This is a genomic window from Phytohabitans maris (assembly GCF_031085175.1).
Lineage (GTDB): Bacteria > Actinomycetota > Actinomycetes > Mycobacteriales > Micromonosporaceae > Phytohabitans > Phytohabitans maris.
The window spans coordinates 25,097-40,863 of the sequence record NZ_JAVHUY010000007.1 but is presented as its reverse complement, the minus strand read 5'-3'; the positions used below and the strand labels follow the sequence as shown (position 1 = coordinate 40,863).

The 15,767-nt window shown below is 67.4% G+C and carries 13 protein-coding genes and 1 pseudogene; 10 read left to right on the top strand and 4 right to left on the bottom strand.

Features of this window, described 5'->3' with window-relative positions; genetic code table 11:
• Positions 1-11: 11 nt before the first annotated feature.
• The 10 genes and pseudogenes from RB614_RS08950 to RB614_RS08900 all read left to right on the top strand — a co-directional run bounded on the left by RB614_RS08950 (position 12) and on the right by RB614_RS08900 (position 10,870).
• A complete protein-coding gene (locus RB614_RS08950) occupies positions 12-1,757 on the top strand; it encodes a dihydroxy-acid dehydratase (protein ID WP_308711920.1) in 1,746 nt (581 codons plus the stop codon).
• A gap of 54 nt (positions 1,758-1,811) precedes the next feature.
• On the top strand, positions 1,812-3,038 hold the full coding sequence (locus RB614_RS08945) for an alpha-hydroxy acid oxidase (protein WP_308711919.1): 1,227 nt from the start codon (positions 1,812-1,814) through the stop codon (positions 3,036-3,038).
• A 16-nt stretch (positions 3,039-3,054) separates the two neighbouring features.
• Complete coding sequence (locus RB614_RS08940; protein ID WP_308711918.1) at positions 3,055-3,630, top strand: AraC family ligand binding domain-containing protein; 576 nt, start codon at positions 3,055-3,057, stop codon at positions 3,628-3,630.
• Positions 3,631-3,665: 35 nt separating this feature from the next.
• On the top strand, positions 3,666-4,577 hold the full coding sequence (locus RB614_RS08935; RefSeq protein ID WP_308711917.1) for an NAD(P)-dependent oxidoreductase: 912 nt from the start codon (positions 3,666-3,668) through the stop codon (positions 4,575-4,577).
• 39 nt (positions 4,578-4,616) lie between these two features.
• The gene (locus RB614_RS08930; protein ID WP_308711916.1) at positions 4,617-5,447 is read left to right on the top strand and encodes a fumarylacetoacetate hydrolase family protein; all 831 of its coding nucleotides are present in this window, start codon (positions 4,617-4,619) and stop codon (positions 5,445-5,447) included.
• Positions 5,381-6,585, top strand: a pseudogene (locus RB614_RS08925) (Tm-1-like ATP-binding domain-containing protein). The gene RB614_RS08930 and the pseudogene RB614_RS08925 overlap by 67 nt, the downstream one beginning before the upstream one ends.
• Positions 6,586-6,635: 50 nt before the next feature.
• On the top strand, positions 6,636-7,583 hold the full coding sequence (locus RB614_RS08915; RefSeq protein WP_308711913.1) for a carbohydrate ABC transporter permease: 948 nt from the start codon (positions 6,636-6,638) through the stop codon (positions 7,581-7,583).
• A complete protein-coding gene (locus tag RB614_RS08910) occupies positions 7,580-8,401 on the top strand; it encodes a carbohydrate ABC transporter permease (protein ID WP_308711912.1) in 822 nt (273 codons plus the stop codon). The genes RB614_RS08915 and RB614_RS08910 overlap by 4 nt, the downstream gene beginning before the upstream one ends.
• 48 nt (positions 8,402-8,449) lie before the next feature.
• Entirely contained in the window at positions 8,450-9,751 is a 1,302-nt protein-coding gene (locus RB614_RS08905) for an ABC transporter substrate-binding protein (protein ID WP_308711911.1), read from the top strand.
• Between the two features lie 96 nt (positions 9,752-9,847).
• Positions 9,848-10,870 carry a LacI family DNA-binding transcriptional regulator gene (locus tag RB614_RS08900; RefSeq protein ID WP_308711910.1) on the top strand — a complete coding sequence of 341 codons (1,023 nt, stop codon included), beginning with the start codon at positions 9,848-9,850 and terminating at the stop codon, positions 10,868-10,870.
• Between the two features lie 11 nt (positions 10,871-10,881).
• On the opposite strand, the gene RB614_RS08895 is transcribed toward RB614_RS08900, so the two are convergent.
• From RB614_RS08895 to RB614_RS08880, 4 genes are all read right to left on the bottom strand, one after another.
• Entirely contained in the window at positions 10,882-11,739 is an 858-nt protein-coding gene (locus RB614_RS08895) for a carbohydrate kinase family protein (RefSeq protein ID WP_308711909.1), read from the bottom strand.
• A 38-nt stretch (positions 11,740-11,777) separates the two neighbouring features.
• Complete coding sequence (locus tag RB614_RS08890) at positions 11,778-12,629, bottom strand: phosphoenolpyruvate hydrolase family protein (RefSeq protein WP_308711908.1); 852 nt, start codon at positions 12,627-12,629, stop codon at positions 11,778-11,780.
• Positions 12,626-13,495 (bottom strand): phosphoenolpyruvate hydrolase family protein, encoded by an 870-nt coding sequence (locus tag RB614_RS08885; RefSeq protein WP_308711907.1) that lies wholly within the window; start codon positions 13,493-13,495, stop codon positions 12,626-12,628. Before RB614_RS08885 ends, RB614_RS08890 begins: the two co-directional genes overlap by 4 nt.
• An 873-nt stretch (positions 13,496-14,368) precedes the next feature.
• A complete protein-coding gene (locus RB614_RS08880; protein ID WP_308711906.1) occupies positions 14,369-15,592 on the bottom strand; it encodes a low temperature requirement protein A in 1,224 nt (407 codons plus the stop codon).
• Positions 15,593-15,767: the final 175 nt, after the last annotated feature.

Sequence of the window (15,767 nt, the reverse complement as noted above, 5' to 3'; positions counted from 1 at the left end):
AAGGCAGGTATATGGCCAGCGACGAGGACCCTGGACGGTCCTTCGAGACCCGGCGGCGCGCCGACATCTGGTACCGGGGGGACAGCGCCGAGGTTCTGGCGACCCGGGCCTTCCTGCAACGCGGGCTCCCAGACGAGGCATTCGACGGACGGCCTCACATCGGGATCGTCAATACCGCGTCCGACCTGTCGCCGTGCAACGCGCACCTCAACGAGGTCGCGCGCAGCGTGCACGACGGCATCTGGTCGGCCGGGGGAGTCCCGATGCACATGCCGGTCATGTCGTTGGGCGAACCGGCGATGCGGCCGACGGCAATGATGTACCGGAACCTGGCCGCGATGTCCGTCGAAGAAATGATCAGAGCCAATCCCCTTGACGGGGTAGTCCTGCTCGGCGGGTGCGACAAGACGATCCCCGCGCTGCTGATGGCTGCCGCGTCGGTCGACCTCCCCGCCGTCGTGATGTCCGGCGGGCCGGCCCTGACCGGGTTCCACGCGGGCGCACGGGTCGGCTGTGGCACTGACATCTGGCGGATCGGTGAGGAGGCGAGGGCCGGCACGGTCAGCCAGGCATACCTCGAAGGCGCGATGAGTGCCATGATCAGCTCACGTGGTCACTGTAACACCATGGGCACCGCCTCGACGATGGCCTGCCTGGCCGAGGCGTTGGGAATGAGCCTTCCCGGCGCGGCTGGCGTGCCTGCGACGCACGTCGAACTCCTGCGAGTTGCCCATCGGACGGGCACAGCCGCCGTCGCGGCGGTCCGCGCGGATCGACGCCCGAGCCAGATCATGACGCGGTCCGCGTTCCTCAACGCAGTCGTCGTGCTGGCCGCGATCGGCGGGTCGACGAATGCCATCGTCCACCTCCTCGCGGTGGCCGGTCGGCTGGGCATCGACTTCGTGCTGGACGACTTCGACCGGGCAGGACGCGAGGTCCCCCTGATCGCGAACCTCGAGCCGGCTGGGCGCTACCTGATGGACGACTTTCACCGCGCGGGCGGGCTCCGCGCAGTGATGCGCGAGGTCGGCGCCCACCTCGACCAGGACGCAATGACGGTGACGGGGCAGCGGCTCGGCGACGGCTTCGCCGATGCGACGATCTACGACAAGGACGTGGTCCGTACGACGGAAACACCGCTGCTGGAGAACGGCGGCATCGCGGTGCTCCGCGGCAACCTCGCGCCGAAGGGCGCGGTCATCAAGCCCGCCGCCGCGTCTCCACACCTGCTACGGCACCGGGGGCCGGCTGTCGTTTTCGACGGGATCGAGGACGCCATCGCGAGCATGGACGATCCCGACCTGCAGGTCGACGAGAACTCGGTACTGGTGCTGCGCGGTTGCGGCCCGGTCGGATTTCCCGGCATGCCCGAAGTGGGCAACCTGCCGCTTCCCCGAAAGCTGCTCGAACGGGGCGTCCGCGACATGGTGCGGATCAGCGACGCGCGGATGAGCGGGACGGCGTACGGGACGGTGGTCCTGCACGTCTCCCCGGAGGCAGCCGCTGGCGGCCCGCTGGCTCTCGTGAGATCGGGTGACTACGTCGTCCTCGACGCCGATGCGCGCGTGCTGGCCCTCGATGTGGACGAGGCCGAACTCGCCGAACGACGGCGGCAGCACACCAAGCCGCCGCGACCACCGTTGCGAGGGTGGGCCCGGCTGTACACGGACCATGTGTTGCAGGCCGACGAAGGTGTCGACATGGACTTCCTGCGGGGCTCGAGTGGCTCGAGCCCTGGGCGTACCGAGCATTTCTGACCGGAGGCAACCATGCCGAGGCGAATCCCGCGGCCGTCCGAACTCCGAGCCTATGTGCTGTTCGAGCGCCCCGTGGCACGCACGCGGAAGGAGCGCATCCGACGAGCGCATACGATCGCTGACCTGCGCGGTATCGCGCGGCGTTCGGTGCCGCGTTTCGTCTTCGACTTCGCCGACGGCTCGGCCGACGAGGAGGTGACCATCGCGCGGGCGCGCCAGGCGTTCGTCGACGTCCAGTTCAACCCCCGGGTGCTGCGGGATGTGTCCATGGTGGACACGACAGTGACCGTCCTGGGTGAGACGTTCGCGCGCCCCTTCGCTATTGCTCCGACCGGGTTCACACGCGTGCTCCACGCCGACGGCGAGTTGGCCGGCGCGAGAGCCGCGGGCCGCGCCGGCATCCCCTTCTGTCTGTCCACCATGGGCACGGCGAGCCCGGAAGCAGTGCGGGCAGCCAACAGACAGGGATCGAACTGGTTCCAGCTGTACGTCTGGTCGGAGCGCGAACGTTCCACCGCGCTGCTCCACCGTGCGTGGACGGCCGGGTTCACGGTTCTGGTCGTCACCGTGGACGTCCCCGTGAGCGGCCGCCGCCTGCGCGACATCAGGAACGGGTTCCGGAGGCCGCCGAAGGGAGAGCGGGCGGCACTGTTCTCGGTGGGTCTGCGGACGATCGCCGACGCGGCCCCCCACATCCGGTGGTGGGTCGACCTCCTCACGAGCCCTCCGATCACGTTCGCTTCCATGACTGAGGAGGCCGAGGACGCCAGCCTCCTGCTGGCCAAGGCGTTCGATCCGTCGGTCACGTTCGGGGACCTGACCTGGATCCGCGCGGCCTGGCCGGGCAAGATCATGCTGAAAGGAGTCCAGTCGCTCGATGACGCCCGCCTAGCCGCCGCCCACGGCGTCGACGCGATCGTCCTCTCCGCCCACGGCGGACGCCAGCTTGACAAGGCGCCCGTGCCCTTCCACCTGCTTCCCGTCGTCGCACGTGAGGTGGGCGCGGACCTCGAGGTCTGCATCGACACGGGCATCCTGCGCGGTGATGACATCGTCGCCAGTCTCGCGCTCGGCGCCCGGCTCGCGCTGGTTGGACGGGCCTACACCTACGGCCTGATGGCCGGTGGTGAGTGCGGTGTCACCCGCGCGATCGAGATCCTCGGCGACGAGATCGAGCGCTGTATGCGCCTGTTGGGCGTCACGCATCTGGCCGAGCTGGAGCCCGCCCACGTGGCGCAGTTGGAGCGGTTGGTGCCGCGCGCGGCCCGACTCTACGAGTGAACCTTTGGGAAGACCGATGCCTGTTTACAAGAACGGTGACGCGACGGGCCGGCCAGACTGGGTCGAGATCAGCGACACCCGCCCGCTCACCCTCGACCGCGACACGGCCGCGCGCATCGAGCCGGACGACCTGAAGTCCCTCCTGGTCTGTGTCAGCGGACAGCTGACCGTCACCCATGACAAGGGACGAGTGACGCTGAACCGCAGCGACTGGCTCGTCGTCCCCGACACGGGCGCGCTCCTGCACGCCGTCGTCCCCTACATCTACGGTCCCGCCGTCGAGGTCCTTCACGTCCGCGGCACCTGGTCGGCGATTTCGGACGCGAACGTCTTCCAGGCACGGCACGACGTCGAGGTCGAGCGGCACTTCCACGACTTCCACGAGTACTGGGCGATCGTCCACGGCTCCGGCCCGATAGAGACCGAAGGGGAGTGGTACGACGTCCACGCCGGCGACCTCGTCGCGACGCGCATGGGCGACGACCACCACATGCCCGCCGTGGAGGCGGCCGTCGAAGCTGTCGCCATCGAGACGGAGCCGCACGGCCTCAAGAGGCTCGGACACCTCCACCGGGACGTGCGGTCCCGATGAGCGCGGTCGCGACATCCCGAAGCCGCCGTGCGACGGTGACGGCAATAGCGGCTTACTCTGATGAGGAGGTCGCCGACAGCCTCGCCGCGGACCCGGGCGTGCGGGCGGTCCAGCGCTGGGACTTCGAGGGCAGCCCACCGGCGTCCCGGGTCGACCTACTCGTCCTGCCGCCAGCGTTTCCGGCCGAAAGACTGCCGGTCCTGCGCGGCCTGACGATCGGGCTCGTACAGAGCCAGGCGATCGGCTTTGAGGGCGTACGGGAGCACCTTCCGCCTGGCAACCTGTTTGCAAACGCCGCCTCGGTGCACGAGCCGGCGACCGCCGAGCTGGCCGTGGCCCTGACCCTGGCCAGCCAGCGTGACCTTCCGGCCTACGTCCGCCACGCCGGGCACCGACGATGGGAGCCGCGGCGATCACCGGGGCTGTGGGGGAAAACCGTACTCCTTGTGGGGTATGGCGGTGTCAACCGTGGAGTCGAACAACGGCTGGCGCCGTTCGGCGTGGACATCGTAAGGGTGGCGCTTCGGGCCCGCGGCGCTCCGCGCGTCCACGCGGCCGACGACCTCATGGGCCTGCTGCCGACCGCGGACGTCGTCATCGTCTGCGTCCCGTTGTCGGCGTCGACCCGAGGGCTGGTCGACGCGGCGTTCCTGGCACGTGTCAAGGACGGAGCCCTCATCGTGAACGTCGCTCGCGGTGCCGTCGCGGACACGGAGGCGATCGTTCGTGAAGCTGAGACAGGTCGCCTGCGCTTCGCGCTCGACGTCGTGGAGCCCGAACCACTGCCCGAGCCCAACGCACTGTGGGCGCTGCCCAACGTCCTGATCTCCCCGCACGTGGGAAGCGCCACCGACGCGATGAGACCCTACCTGCGGGAGCTACTGCGCCGTCAGGTGCAGCTCATCCGCGGCGGCGAACACCCGCTCAACATCGTCATCCGCACGTAGCCGAGGCGACCCTGTGCGGAAGAAGGGACCAAAACAGCGATGAGGTTGGTCAACGACAGCGGTCGGCTCGCGCTCGTGGTCGGCGATCGGGTCGCCGACGTGAAGCAGGCGAGCAAAGGCCGGTTCTCACCCGACCCGGACGCGGTCTTTCCACGGTGGACGGAGTTCCGTGAGTGGGCGGCAACCGTCACGTCCGGCACCAAACCGCTGGCGGACGTCAACCTGAAGGCGCCTGTCCCGCAGCCACGCCAGCTCTTCGCCGTCGGCCTGAACTACCGCGCGCACGCCGAGGAGACCGACACCGCGACGCCGGACGAGCCCCTCGTCTTCGCCAAGTTCCCATCCTGCCTCACCGGCCCGGACGCCGACATCACCGTCGCCGGCCGCAGTATCGACTGGGAAGCGGAGCTCGTGGTCGTGATGGCGGTAGGCGGCCGCGGCATACCCGCGGAGCGCGCCTGGGACTGCGTCGCGGGCCTGACGGTGGGACAGGACCTCAGCGAACGGGTTGACCAGGCGCGCGGCCCGGTACCACAGTGGTCGATGGCGAAGTCCCACGAGAAGTTCGGGCCGACCGGCCCCACGTTGGTGACACCGGACGAGGTCGACAACCCCGCGAAGCTGGAAATCCGGTGCACCATCGGCGGCGAGGTCGTCCAGCAGGGCAACACCGCTCAGATGATCCATCCGGTGCCCCAGCTCATCGAGTGGATCAGCCACCGGGTGAAGCTGTTCCCCGGCGACCTGATCTTCACCGGCACGCCCGCCGGCGTAGGCATGGGACGGAACCCGCCCCGCTACCTATGCCCCGGCGACGTCCTCGTCACGGAGATCGGCGGGCTCGGCCGGATCGAGCAAAGGTTCCGCTGATGACCACCACGCCCACCGTCGCTGTCGTCGCCACAATGGACACGAAAGGTCGGGAGGCCGAGTTCCTCAGCGCCGCCGTGCGCCGGCGAGGCGTACTCGTGAAGGGTTTCGACATCTCCCTGCGGTCGTCGCCGGAACAGCACGGCACGAAGTCGGAGGTCATGCGGGCGACCGTGGCAGCGGCCGCGCGGAGCCTGCTGGACCTGGTCGCGTCCGGTGCCCTCGACGGCGTCGTCGCGGTCGGGGGCGGGACCGGAAGCTGGCTCGCGCGGCACATCCTGGCGTCGCTACCGCTGGGTATGCCGAAGGTCCTACTGACGACCGTTCCCGGCGAGGAGCCTCGTGGCGACGTGGTCGAAATACCGACGATCGTAGACGTCGCCGGGCTCAACGAGATGCTCCGCGACGTCCTGGACCGGGGGGCCGAGACGATCTGCGCCCTGGTGCGCCGGAATGCGGTCCCCTCCGCACCGGATGGGAGATCCGCGCTGGCGCAGACGATGTTCGGAGTCACCACGACCGGCGGGGAGATAGCCCGGCGTCGGCTGGAGGATCTCGGCTACGAGCCAGCGGTCTTCCACGCGAACGGCCGCGGCGGACGAGACATGGAGGCCCTCATCGCCCAGGGCCGGTTCCGGGGAGTGCTGGACTGGACACTTTCGGAGATAACCGACGAGCTCCTCGGGGGCATCTGTAGCGCCGGTGCCGAGCGCTTGACCGCCGCGGGCTACCTCAGATCCTCGTACCGGGCGCGGTCGAGGTGGTCAACGTCCCCACCGCGTCGGCGGCCCAGATGGAGGAGCGGGGACGAGTCGTCCACTGGCACATGCCCAACGTGCCGCTGATGCGGGCCACCAGCGATGAACTCGAAGAGGTCGCGGTGGACATCGCGCGGAAGGCGAACGCCGCTACCGGCCGCACAAAGATCATCGTGCCGGTCCGTGGATTCTCGTCGCTTTCGACCGACGGCCAGCCCTTCCACGACCCGCGGGCCGACGCTCGTTTCATCGACCGGCTGATCCGGACCGCCACGGTTGAGGTGGTCGTGGTCGAGCTGCCCATTAATGACCCGGAGTTCGCCATCTTCGCGGCGGATGCGCTCCACGACCTGGTCCACGGCTTTGTGTCCAACAGGTAATGGGTGAATACATCTCTTGACATCTGCGTAAACACGTATACATTTGTGTCATGGAGAGTGCCGTAGCGACGGCCGCCAGGCCGGCCGGAGGGCAGCAGACCGTCGAACGGCGCTCGCCGCGCCGTCGGCGGCGTCATGACTGGTGGGGCGTCGCCTTCATGCTGCCCGCCGCGTTCTTCCTGTTCGGCAGCCTGCTCATCCCTTCGGTCCAAGGTGCCGTCTACGCCTTCACTGACTGGAACGGGCTGAGTGCAGACTTCAACTGGGTGGGTCTTGAGAACTTCCGCCGGATGGTGCAGGACGACCTGGCCAAGCAGGCCCTCTTCAACACGGTCGCTGTCACCGTCGTGCTGGTCCTGCTGCAGAACGCCGCCGGCCTGCTCCTCGCCGTCGCATTGAACTCCAAGATCAAGTCCAGGGGTCTGATGCGCGTCGTGTTCTTCTCCCCCGTGGTGGTGACCCCGGTCGTGGTCGCGGCGTTGTGGCGTTACATGTACTACCCGGACGGGCCCATCAACACGATCCTCGGCATGGTGGGTCTCAAGTCGCTCCAGCAGGAGTGGCTGGCCGAGCCGAACCTCGCGCGTTGGGCGATCGTCGCCGTGATCCTGTGGCAGTTCTCCGGGTACCTGATGGTGATCTATCTGGCAGGGCTACAGAACGTTCCTGACGAACTGATCGAGTCGGCACGGCTCGACGGCGCAGGTCCGGTCCGCGTCTTCCGTCACATTACGCTTCCGATGCTGCGTCCGGCGGCGACCATCGGCTTCCTCCTGGTGGCCATCAGCGGACTCAAGATCTTCGACCAAGTTTGGATCATCACCCGCGGTGGTCCTGGCACGTCGACGCACACCCTGTCGACCATGCTTTATCAGGAGGCGTTCGTGTTCGGAAAGTTCGGCTATTCCACCGCGATCGCCGTCGTCCTGACTCTTCTCGCACTTCTGTTCGCGGTTGTGCAGCTACGCATCGCCAACCGGAGGGACTATCGCCGATGAACCGCTATCGGAAAGGGACACTTACCCTCGAAATCATCCTGTACGCGGTCGCGATCGTCTATCTGATTCCCGTCTACGTGCTGGTCGTGTCGGCCTTCAAACGTCCGGACGACCCAACCCCTCAACTCGTGCCGACAACACACCCCACGCTGGCCAACTTCACAGAGGCGTGGACGTCTGCCAACCTGGGGCGGGCGGCTATCTCGAGCATCGTGGTCACCGTCGCCAGCGTGGGGCTGTTGGTGGTCACGGCCTCACTCGCTGCCTACCCGCTGGCGCGCGTGACCGCCCGCTGGTCCAGGCTCGCCTACGCGACCTTCGTCTTCGGCCTGCTGCTGCCATTCCAGCTAGCGCTGATCCCGCTCTACGTGACCATGCGAAACCTCGGTCTGGTCGGCGGCGTGTGGTCTCTCGTCCTGTTGTACGCCGGTGTCCAGATGCCGCTGTGCATCTTCCTCTACACCGAGTTCCTGCGCTCCGTCCCGCGCGACTACGACGAGGCGGCCGCCCTCGACGGCGCCAACCGCCTCCAGGCGTTCTGGCATGTGATCCTGCCTATGGTGCGCCCGATCACCGGCACAGTGGTGATTCTGAACGCGGTGGCCATCTGGAACGACTTCTACACCCCGCTGCTGTTTCTCACCGGATCCGGAAACGCGACCCTGCCGTTGGCGGTGTACACCTTCGTCTCCACTTACGGCGCGCAGTGGCACCTCATCTTCGCCTCGCTGATCATGACATCCGTTCCCATTCTCATCGCCTTCCTGGCCATGCAGAAGGCCGTGTTCCGCGGCTACTCCTCCGGCCTCAAAGGATGAAGGTGGGCGCCAGCACGCCCACCACACATCGCACAGAAAGGTAGAGCCTTGACCAGAACAATGTCAGTATCGCGGCTCGCCCGAGCCGTGGTTGCTCTTTCGCTTACAAGCGTCGCTGCCCTGGCCGGCTGCTCCGGTAGCGGATCCGGCGACGACCCGAACACTCTGCGCATCGCGTGGGAGGCAGGCAACAAGGCGGCAATGGAAGCCGTCGTGGCCCGGTTCAAGGCCCAGAACCCGGACGTGAACGTCCAGGTCGACTACTTCTCCGGTCAGAACATGTTCACCACGCTGAGGACGCAGTTCTCGGCGGGCACCGCCCCCGACATCGTCGTCTCATGGCCGGGAGGCGGGACCCCCCTCGGTATCAAGGTGCTCAGCAAGGACGGTTTCCTCGCCGACCTGTCCGAGGAGCCGTGGGTCAAGGACGTTCCGAAGGCGCTCCTGCCCAATATGGAGGACGACCAAGGCCGGGTCGTGAGCTTCATGGGCGTCATCACCGGATTCGCGCCGATCTACAACAACGAGGCCATGATGGCGGCCGGCCTGCAGGTCCCGACGAAATGGAGCGAGGTCATTCCCTTCTGCAAGGCGGCGCGGCAGGCCGGCAAAGTCGCCTACGCACAGGGCATCGTCGAGCCGAACCTCACGTACTTCCCGGCGTACGCCTCGTATGCCGAGCTCGTTTACGGCCAAGATCGCGCCTTCGACGAGGACATGGCCAGAGGCAAGGCCATGTTCGCCGACTCGGGCTGGAAGACGGTGCTCCAGCGCAACGTCGACATGACCGACGCCGGATGCTTCAACGACGACTACGCCGGCGTCGACAACGTCGAGGTTCAGAAGCGATGGGCACGCGGCGACGCGCTCGCCACGTTCACACACGGGCAGGAGATCCTCTACGCGTTGCCGTTCAACCCGAAAGCTACCTTCACTCTGGCGGCGTACCCGGCGGACGACAACCCAGACAACGACTGGCAGACGATCTTCCAGCACTTCGGGCTCGCGGTGAACGCAAAGGGCAATGTGGAGATGGCGAAGTCCTTCGTCCGGTTCTTCGCCACACCGGAGGTGAACACGCTCTACATCAACTCGGCGACCGACGGCCCCGAGAAGGGCGCGATGCCGGTCTTCAAGGACCCGAACACCTGGAAGCCGAGCCAGTTCTCGGAGGAATGGACGAAGTACATCGAGAACGGCCGTTTCGTGTCGATGCCTGAGAACATCTGGCCCAACCCAGAGATCCGGCAGGCGCTGATCGAGGGCATGCAGGACGCACTGGCCCACCGCAAGTCGGTGGACGACGTACTGGCCGCCATGCAGGTGGCCTACGGCAAGGGCGGGAGCTAGTAACAGTTCCATATTGGAGGGCCGACGCACGTTTCAGGCGTGCGTCGGCCCCCAAATGTCACGACACTGGTAGGAGACAGTGCAAAGGGGTTCCGGATGGCCATGACGGTCCAGAAGCCAGTGACGAGTGCGGATGTGGCACGCCTAGCCGGTGTATCGCAACCGACGGTGTCGCGCGCCCTCCGAGGAGAACCGGGGGTCGCGGCGGCGACGATCGAGAAGGTTCGCCGCGCGGCCGACGCCCTCGGCTACGTTCTCAACGAGACGGGGCGTAGCTTGTCGACGCGGCGAACGAACCTGGTGGGCATCGTCGTGCCGGAGTTGACGAACCCCTTCTACCCCGAGCTGATCGAGCCTCTTCGCCGCGAGCTCGATGGGGCAGGCTACCGATCGGTGCTGATCGCGGATCCGGGCGAGTCGGGATTCAACGTCGTCCGCGACCTCCTGAACGGCTCACTGGCGGGCGTCCTGCTGACCACGTCGCCGATGGGTTCGAATCTCCCGCAGGTCCTCAAAGACCGTCGCATCCCGTATGTGCTCGTCAACCGTGTCCTCGACCTTGTTGAGGCGGACATGTGCTCCACTGACAACGCCGCGGGTGCCCGGCTCGCCGCATCGCTGATTGTGGAGATCGGTCATCGACGGATCGCCGCGGTCCTCGGGCCGGGTGACGCCAGCAACGCACGCGATCGCGAACGGGGTTTTCGGGAGGAGCTCGCGGAACATGGAATCGCCCTACCGGCATCGCGTGCCCTACACGGTCCGTTCAGCTATGAGTCCGGACACGAGCGCGCCGTCCAGTTGCTGTCGTCCACTCGGCGGCCGACATCGGTCTTCTGCGCCAACGATGTTCTGGCCATCGGCGCCTACAACGCCGCCCGCTCGCTCGGCCTACGCGTGCCCGAAGACTTGACGATTGTCGGCTTCGACGACATCGCGATGGCGTCCTGGGACGTCTTCCAGCTCACGACCGTCCGCTACGAGCTCCCTACCATGGCAGCCGAGTCGGTGCGCATGCTCCTGGCCCGCATCGAGGACCCCAAACGGTCCCACGAGAGCCTGATGATCCCCACGACGCTCGTCAAGCGCGCGACGCACGGGCCACCATCCACCGGGTAGTGCCGGCGGGCTCAGACGTGGATCGCGACCCTCGTACTCGCCGACGGGAGCTGGAGCGCGTCGAGCATCCGCCCGGCGGTGGTGGTGCAGGCGATCCGTAGCGCGGAGGCAGCGTCCCAGCCCTGTATCACCTCGGCCAGCGTCGCGGCTGGCAGCATGGTCCGCACCCGCGGAGAGATCTCGCGGTCCAGATCGCAACGGGCCGCCTTTCCCGACTGGGTGACCCATCCGCACGAACGATCCGTCGTGACCGTCCAGGTGCCGGTTGCCTCCGCGGCAGCCGAGGTGACCGCGGCCGGGACCGATCGGGCGTCATACCGCTGCGTCAGAACAGGCGCCGTGGCCACGAAGAGGTTGACCCCGGCGAGCGACAGCGCGGGTACCGGTTCGGTCGCGTCGACACTCATCCAGGCTCGCTCAGCCGGCGTGTGGATGGTCTGCGCGGCCATCGCCGGCGGATAGCCGACGCTGTCGACGTGGAGCCAGCGTCCCCGGACTTCCCGGAGGTCCTCCGTCCTCGGCGCCGGATACCGCGGACGGTGCGACCGGCGTTTCGCCGCCGGGCCGAGGTCGACTGCGTACCGGCTCGTCGCTAGTCCAGGAAGCGTGCGGAGCGCGGCGGTGTCGACGCCTTCCGCCTGTAGGATCTCCCGGACGAGAACTCCCCGTTCGTCGTCGCCGACGACACCGCAGAACGCGACGCGGAGGCCCACGCGAGCCAGACCGATCGCCGCGGATAGGGCCTGGCCGCAGGACCCCTTGGTCTGGTCGGTGGCTATGGTCGCGCGTCCGGAAGGGCTGACGGCCACTGAGAGAGAGATCGTGTCGAAATACGCCGCACCCGCACAGACGACATCGTAGGTCTTCATAGCACACACGCCCCTTTGCAAGTGGCGATCAGATGCCCCTACACGATCGGGGCAGTGGTTCGGAGCCGGAGGGCCTTGAAGGCCTCGACCTCGGCCTGGATGGCCTGTTCGACCGGGATCCGTTCGATGCTTGATTCGCACATGACGCCATCGACGTCGGTGTTCGCATAGACCCGTTCCAGGTCGTCAGGGGTTCGCAGGCTGCCTCCCTGCGCTAGGCAGAGGACGTCCGGGTCGACGGCCCGAGCCTGGTCACACGTGGCCCTGATCCGTTCGAGTTCCTCCTCCGTAGACAGTTCGCCACGAATGGGTCCGGAAAGCCCGCCTACCGTGACGCCGCACCGCGCCACGACGAGGTCGGCGCCGGCCTCGACGAACGGCGCGGCGTGTCGGGGGTTGTACACGAACGCCGCGGCGAACATGCCACGAGCGCGTGCCTCGCGGACGAGGTCATACTCCAATACGATTCCCGCGCCGACGTCGTCGCGCACGGCAAGGTTCTCCGGTGCCGCAGCCAGGGTGGGAAAGTTGGCGACGCCATCGAAGCCCAGCCGTCGATACTGGTCGACGACGCGCCCCACCCGCCGCCGGGTGCCGTCGGAGGCCTCCAGACCGCCGACGATGGGCGTACGCTCGACGATGTTGTCGATCTCGGGATACATCCCGAGCGTCGTGTCGATGGCGTTCCCCATCGTGACAGTCGTCGGGACACCCATGTTGCGCGAAAGGCTGGTCGAGAGGACGAAGATCAGGTCGGCGTCCCCCTGCTCGGCGAACTTGGCGATGATCCCGACCCCCGCCGCGACACCGACGATCGGCTGTCCGTACTCGCGGCGCCGGCGCAGCCGCTCGAGGATCGACTCTCGACTGAAGTTCCGCTCGGGAATCATGCCTTGACCTCCGTCATGACGTCGGGGGAGAAGGTTCGCGACTTCACCGTCATGTTCCGCAAGGACGAGACTGAAGCGAGGATCGCGTTCTCGATGGGTACGCGCTCGACGCTCGACGCTCCGACGAACCCCTGAGCGTCGGTCTGCTCGTACAGGACACGAGTGTCCGCCGGTGAGGAGATGCTGCCGCCGTGGGCTAGGACGATCACGTCCGGGTTCTCCCGCCGCGCTGATTCCAGGATCGTCTGGACGAGCTCGCAGCAGGCGGCGAGGGAGCTTGCTGCCTGCCCGGCGCCCGACTGCCCGCCCGTCGTCCAGCCGGCGTGCGGGACGATGACGTCCGCGCCCGCTGAGGCTTGGCCGCGAGCCTGCTCGGCGGTGTACGCGTAGCACATGGTGAAGTAGTCGCCGGCCCTGGCATGCTCGACCATCTCCTCGTCACGACGATGCCCGAGGCGGACGAGTTCACGGTCAGGTGCGCTGTATGGGCCGACGGTCGGGAAGTTGATGATGCCGTCGAACCCGGTGGACTGGAAAAGGTCGACCAGGCGCGAGAGCCGCATGAACGCCGGGTCCTGCGGCTCGGCACCGCCGATGATCGGCACGGTGTCAACGACGTTCTGGATCTCTGGGAACATCGCCACTGTCGTGGGGTTCGCGTGGTTCAGAAGGTGGGTGGTGCGCAGACCCATGAGCCGTGTACGACCGGTGTTGTATACGACGACCAGATCGGCGCCACCCGCTACGGCTGACCGGGCGATGAGGCCGGAGCTGCAGCCCGCCGCCACAACCGGCTCGCCGGCAGCGATGGTCGCCCGAAGGCGGTCGATGATCTGACTGCGGGTGAAGGGTCTGAGCTGCTCCACGTCACATCCTTCGCTAGACCTGCGCTAAGAACCAGTATCGTTGCATACGTATTCATGTCAAGTCCGGCGTGCGTATTGGAACTAAACCCATGCTCAGCAGCCACCTGCGAAACATGTTACCGGAAGATTAGACATGCGTATGCTGTCGGTCGCGACGCCTCCTGGCCCGATGACCAGGATCTTCGGCGCGAGCAGCGTCCGGCACTCGCCTCTGGCGTCAACGCGTCCAGGAGCACAGCGCGGAGAACCGGTCGTTGAGCTCGGCCAGGCTGGCCACCTCGGGCACCGGGACGAACCAGACCGGAAACCAACCCTGAGTCGGGGCGTGGTGAGTTGCCCAGCTGTTGTGAGCTGGGCTTGGGGGTGTGCGTGACTCGGCGGCGGCTGGGGTGAGGGCTACCTGCAGGGGCGGCCGGGGCGGCGCCGGGGCCGGCTCGGTGTTGGTGCTGTTGTGCTCTGGTGGCGCCGGCGTGGCGGCGTGGCCACCGTCGGGGTGCTCGGGGGCAGGCAGCGTGCGGCCGGCCCCGCAACCCGTACGACCTCGCCCGCAACTCCGGCGGCTCCTCCTCCGGCCCCTGCACCCCGGGTCGGCGCCGCTGCCCGTGTCGCTCCAGATCGCCACGCCGCCGTGGCGCGAGGCGGATGCCTGCGCATCGCGGACGCCTACCAGACGCACTCCCAGACCGGGTGGCCGGCAGTCCCGGACGAAGGCAGCGAGCTGCCCGCCGGCCTCTCCCGGTACGCCGGTGTCCGGGTGACCACCGGCACGCAGGCCCAGGCGTTCGCAGACCTCATCGGGCAGCGCGTCGCGCAGGCCACCGCGGGGCCGGCTGCTGAGCCCGCTGGGGCCGACCGCACGGCTGGGACAGGGCGCTACGTCCGGCCGCGTCCTGTCGTAGGTCGGCCATCAGGTGGCGAGGGCGGTTTGGGTGGGCGTCCCCTGGCGAGGATGACGTCGGAAACGACGATGCCGACGAGAACGAGAGTAACCATGATGGCGACGGCCAGTGGCGGTAGGAAGATCATCGCTGGCGCGGTGAGAGCAAGCAGTAGTGCCCCGATCACCCGGGACTCGGACACCCGCGCGAATATCGCGTGCCCGAACAGGACTCGTCCGGCAAGGAACACGGCGGGTCCGCCGACGATGAGGCCGATCCAGGTCACAGAAGTGTGCCCCATCGGTTGGGCGATGACCAGTTCGAAGCCGGCGTCGGCGGCGACGATGCCGGCCACCATGATCAGGTGAGCGAGTAACGCCTCGCGGGTGAGCCGCGCCGGCGCGGGAGCCGCTGCGATCGCGGCGGGCAGCAACGCGCCGGCCCGGTACAGGTACGTCCGCCACAGCAGCAAGGTCGTGACGAACGATATGAAGAACGCGGCGACCGAGCCACCGCTTTCCAGATAGTTCGCGCCGTTTGTAGCTCCGGTGACCGCGATCAACTCGCCGAGGGTGATGATGAAGAACTGCAGGTAGCGCTCGGCGATGTGCTTGGCCACGACGGGCCACCTCCGGTGGCGGACCCACGGCGCCGGGAAGAACAGCATCGCTCCCGTGTACTCGATGGCCAAGGCCAGCGCCCACAGCGCCACACGCGTCGAATTCTCATCAGCGGTGGCCCCGACGATCCACCACACGGCGGATACCGCGAACCACAGCAGTGTCCCCGCCGCCCGGCGCTGGGCTTCTCCCTGCCCCCGCAGGAGTGGCACGAGGACCAGGCCACGACCGATATGTATCGTGACGTACGCGCCGGCGAACTCAAGCGCCTTGGGGCCGAACGCCTCGGGCAGCGCGACCGCCATCACCAACGCGCCGAACATGGCCGTCGCAACCACCAGTTGAATCTCCGGCCGCTGCGGGTCGTACACGTTGGTGATCCACGCCGTCAGCAGCCAGACCATCATCAGAGCCAGAAGCAACAGCACCGCCTGACCCGCCACGGCAACTTGGTGCTGAGACGCAAGCTGATCGAGGCCCCATCGGGAAAGCTGAGTCAGCGCGAAGACGAACACCAGGTCGAAGAAGAGCTCCAGGTAGCTGACAACGGGCGGTTGGCCTGGTTTGCGCACCAGCAGTTCAGCCCTACTCGCTGCCATCGGCCACCCGCTTCCGCCTGTCGTGGACGTTGTTCGGGCCGCTCAGATCGGCGTCGGCCTCGGCCCAGACCTCTGACGGTGCTCCGGGCGGCCTCAGACCGGGTCCGGGTCGGCCCGGTCTCGAGCCTTCTGACCGGCTTGTCGATTCTGCGGTGTCAAGCCGCTGGTATGCCCT

What these genes read in the sequence shown, in the direction of transcription:
- RB614_RS08950 (WP_308711920.1), top strand. Translation starts at nt 12, where the DNA reads ATGGCCAGCGACGAGGACCCTGGACGGTCCTTCGAGACCCGGCGGCGC.
- RB614_RS08880 (WP_308711906.1), bottom strand. Translation starts at nt 15,592, where the DNA reads ATGGCAGCGAGTAGGGCTGAACTGCTGGTGCGCAAACCAGGCCAACCG.
- RB614_RS08890 (WP_308711908.1), bottom strand. Translation starts at nt 12,629, where the DNA reads ATGATTCCCGAGCGGAACTTCAGTCGAGAGTCGATCCTCGAGCGGCTG.
- RB614_RS08895 (WP_308711909.1), bottom strand. Translation starts at nt 11,739, where the DNA reads ATGAAGACCTACGATGTCGTCTGTGCGGGTGCGGCGTATTTCGACACG.
- RB614_RS08910 (WP_308711912.1), top strand. Translation starts at nt 7,580, where the DNA reads ATGAACCGCTATCGGAAAGGGACACTTACCCTCGAAATCATCCTGTAC.
- RB614_RS08940 (WP_308711918.1), top strand. Translation starts at nt 3,055, where the DNA reads ATGCCTGTTTACAAGAACGGTGACGCGACGGGCCGGCCAGACTGGGTC.
- RB614_RS08915 (WP_308711913.1), top strand. Translation starts at nt 6,636, where the DNA reads ATGGAGAGTGCCGTAGCGACGGCCGCCAGGCCGGCCGGAGGGCAGCAG.
- RB614_RS08900 (WP_308711910.1), top strand. Translation starts at nt 9,848, where the DNA reads ATGGCCATGACGGTCCAGAAGCCAGTGACGAGTGCGGATGTGGCACGC.
- RB614_RS08930 (WP_308711916.1), top strand. Translation starts at nt 4,617, where the DNA reads ATGAGGTTGGTCAACGACAGCGGTCGGCTCGCGCTCGTGGTCGGCGAT.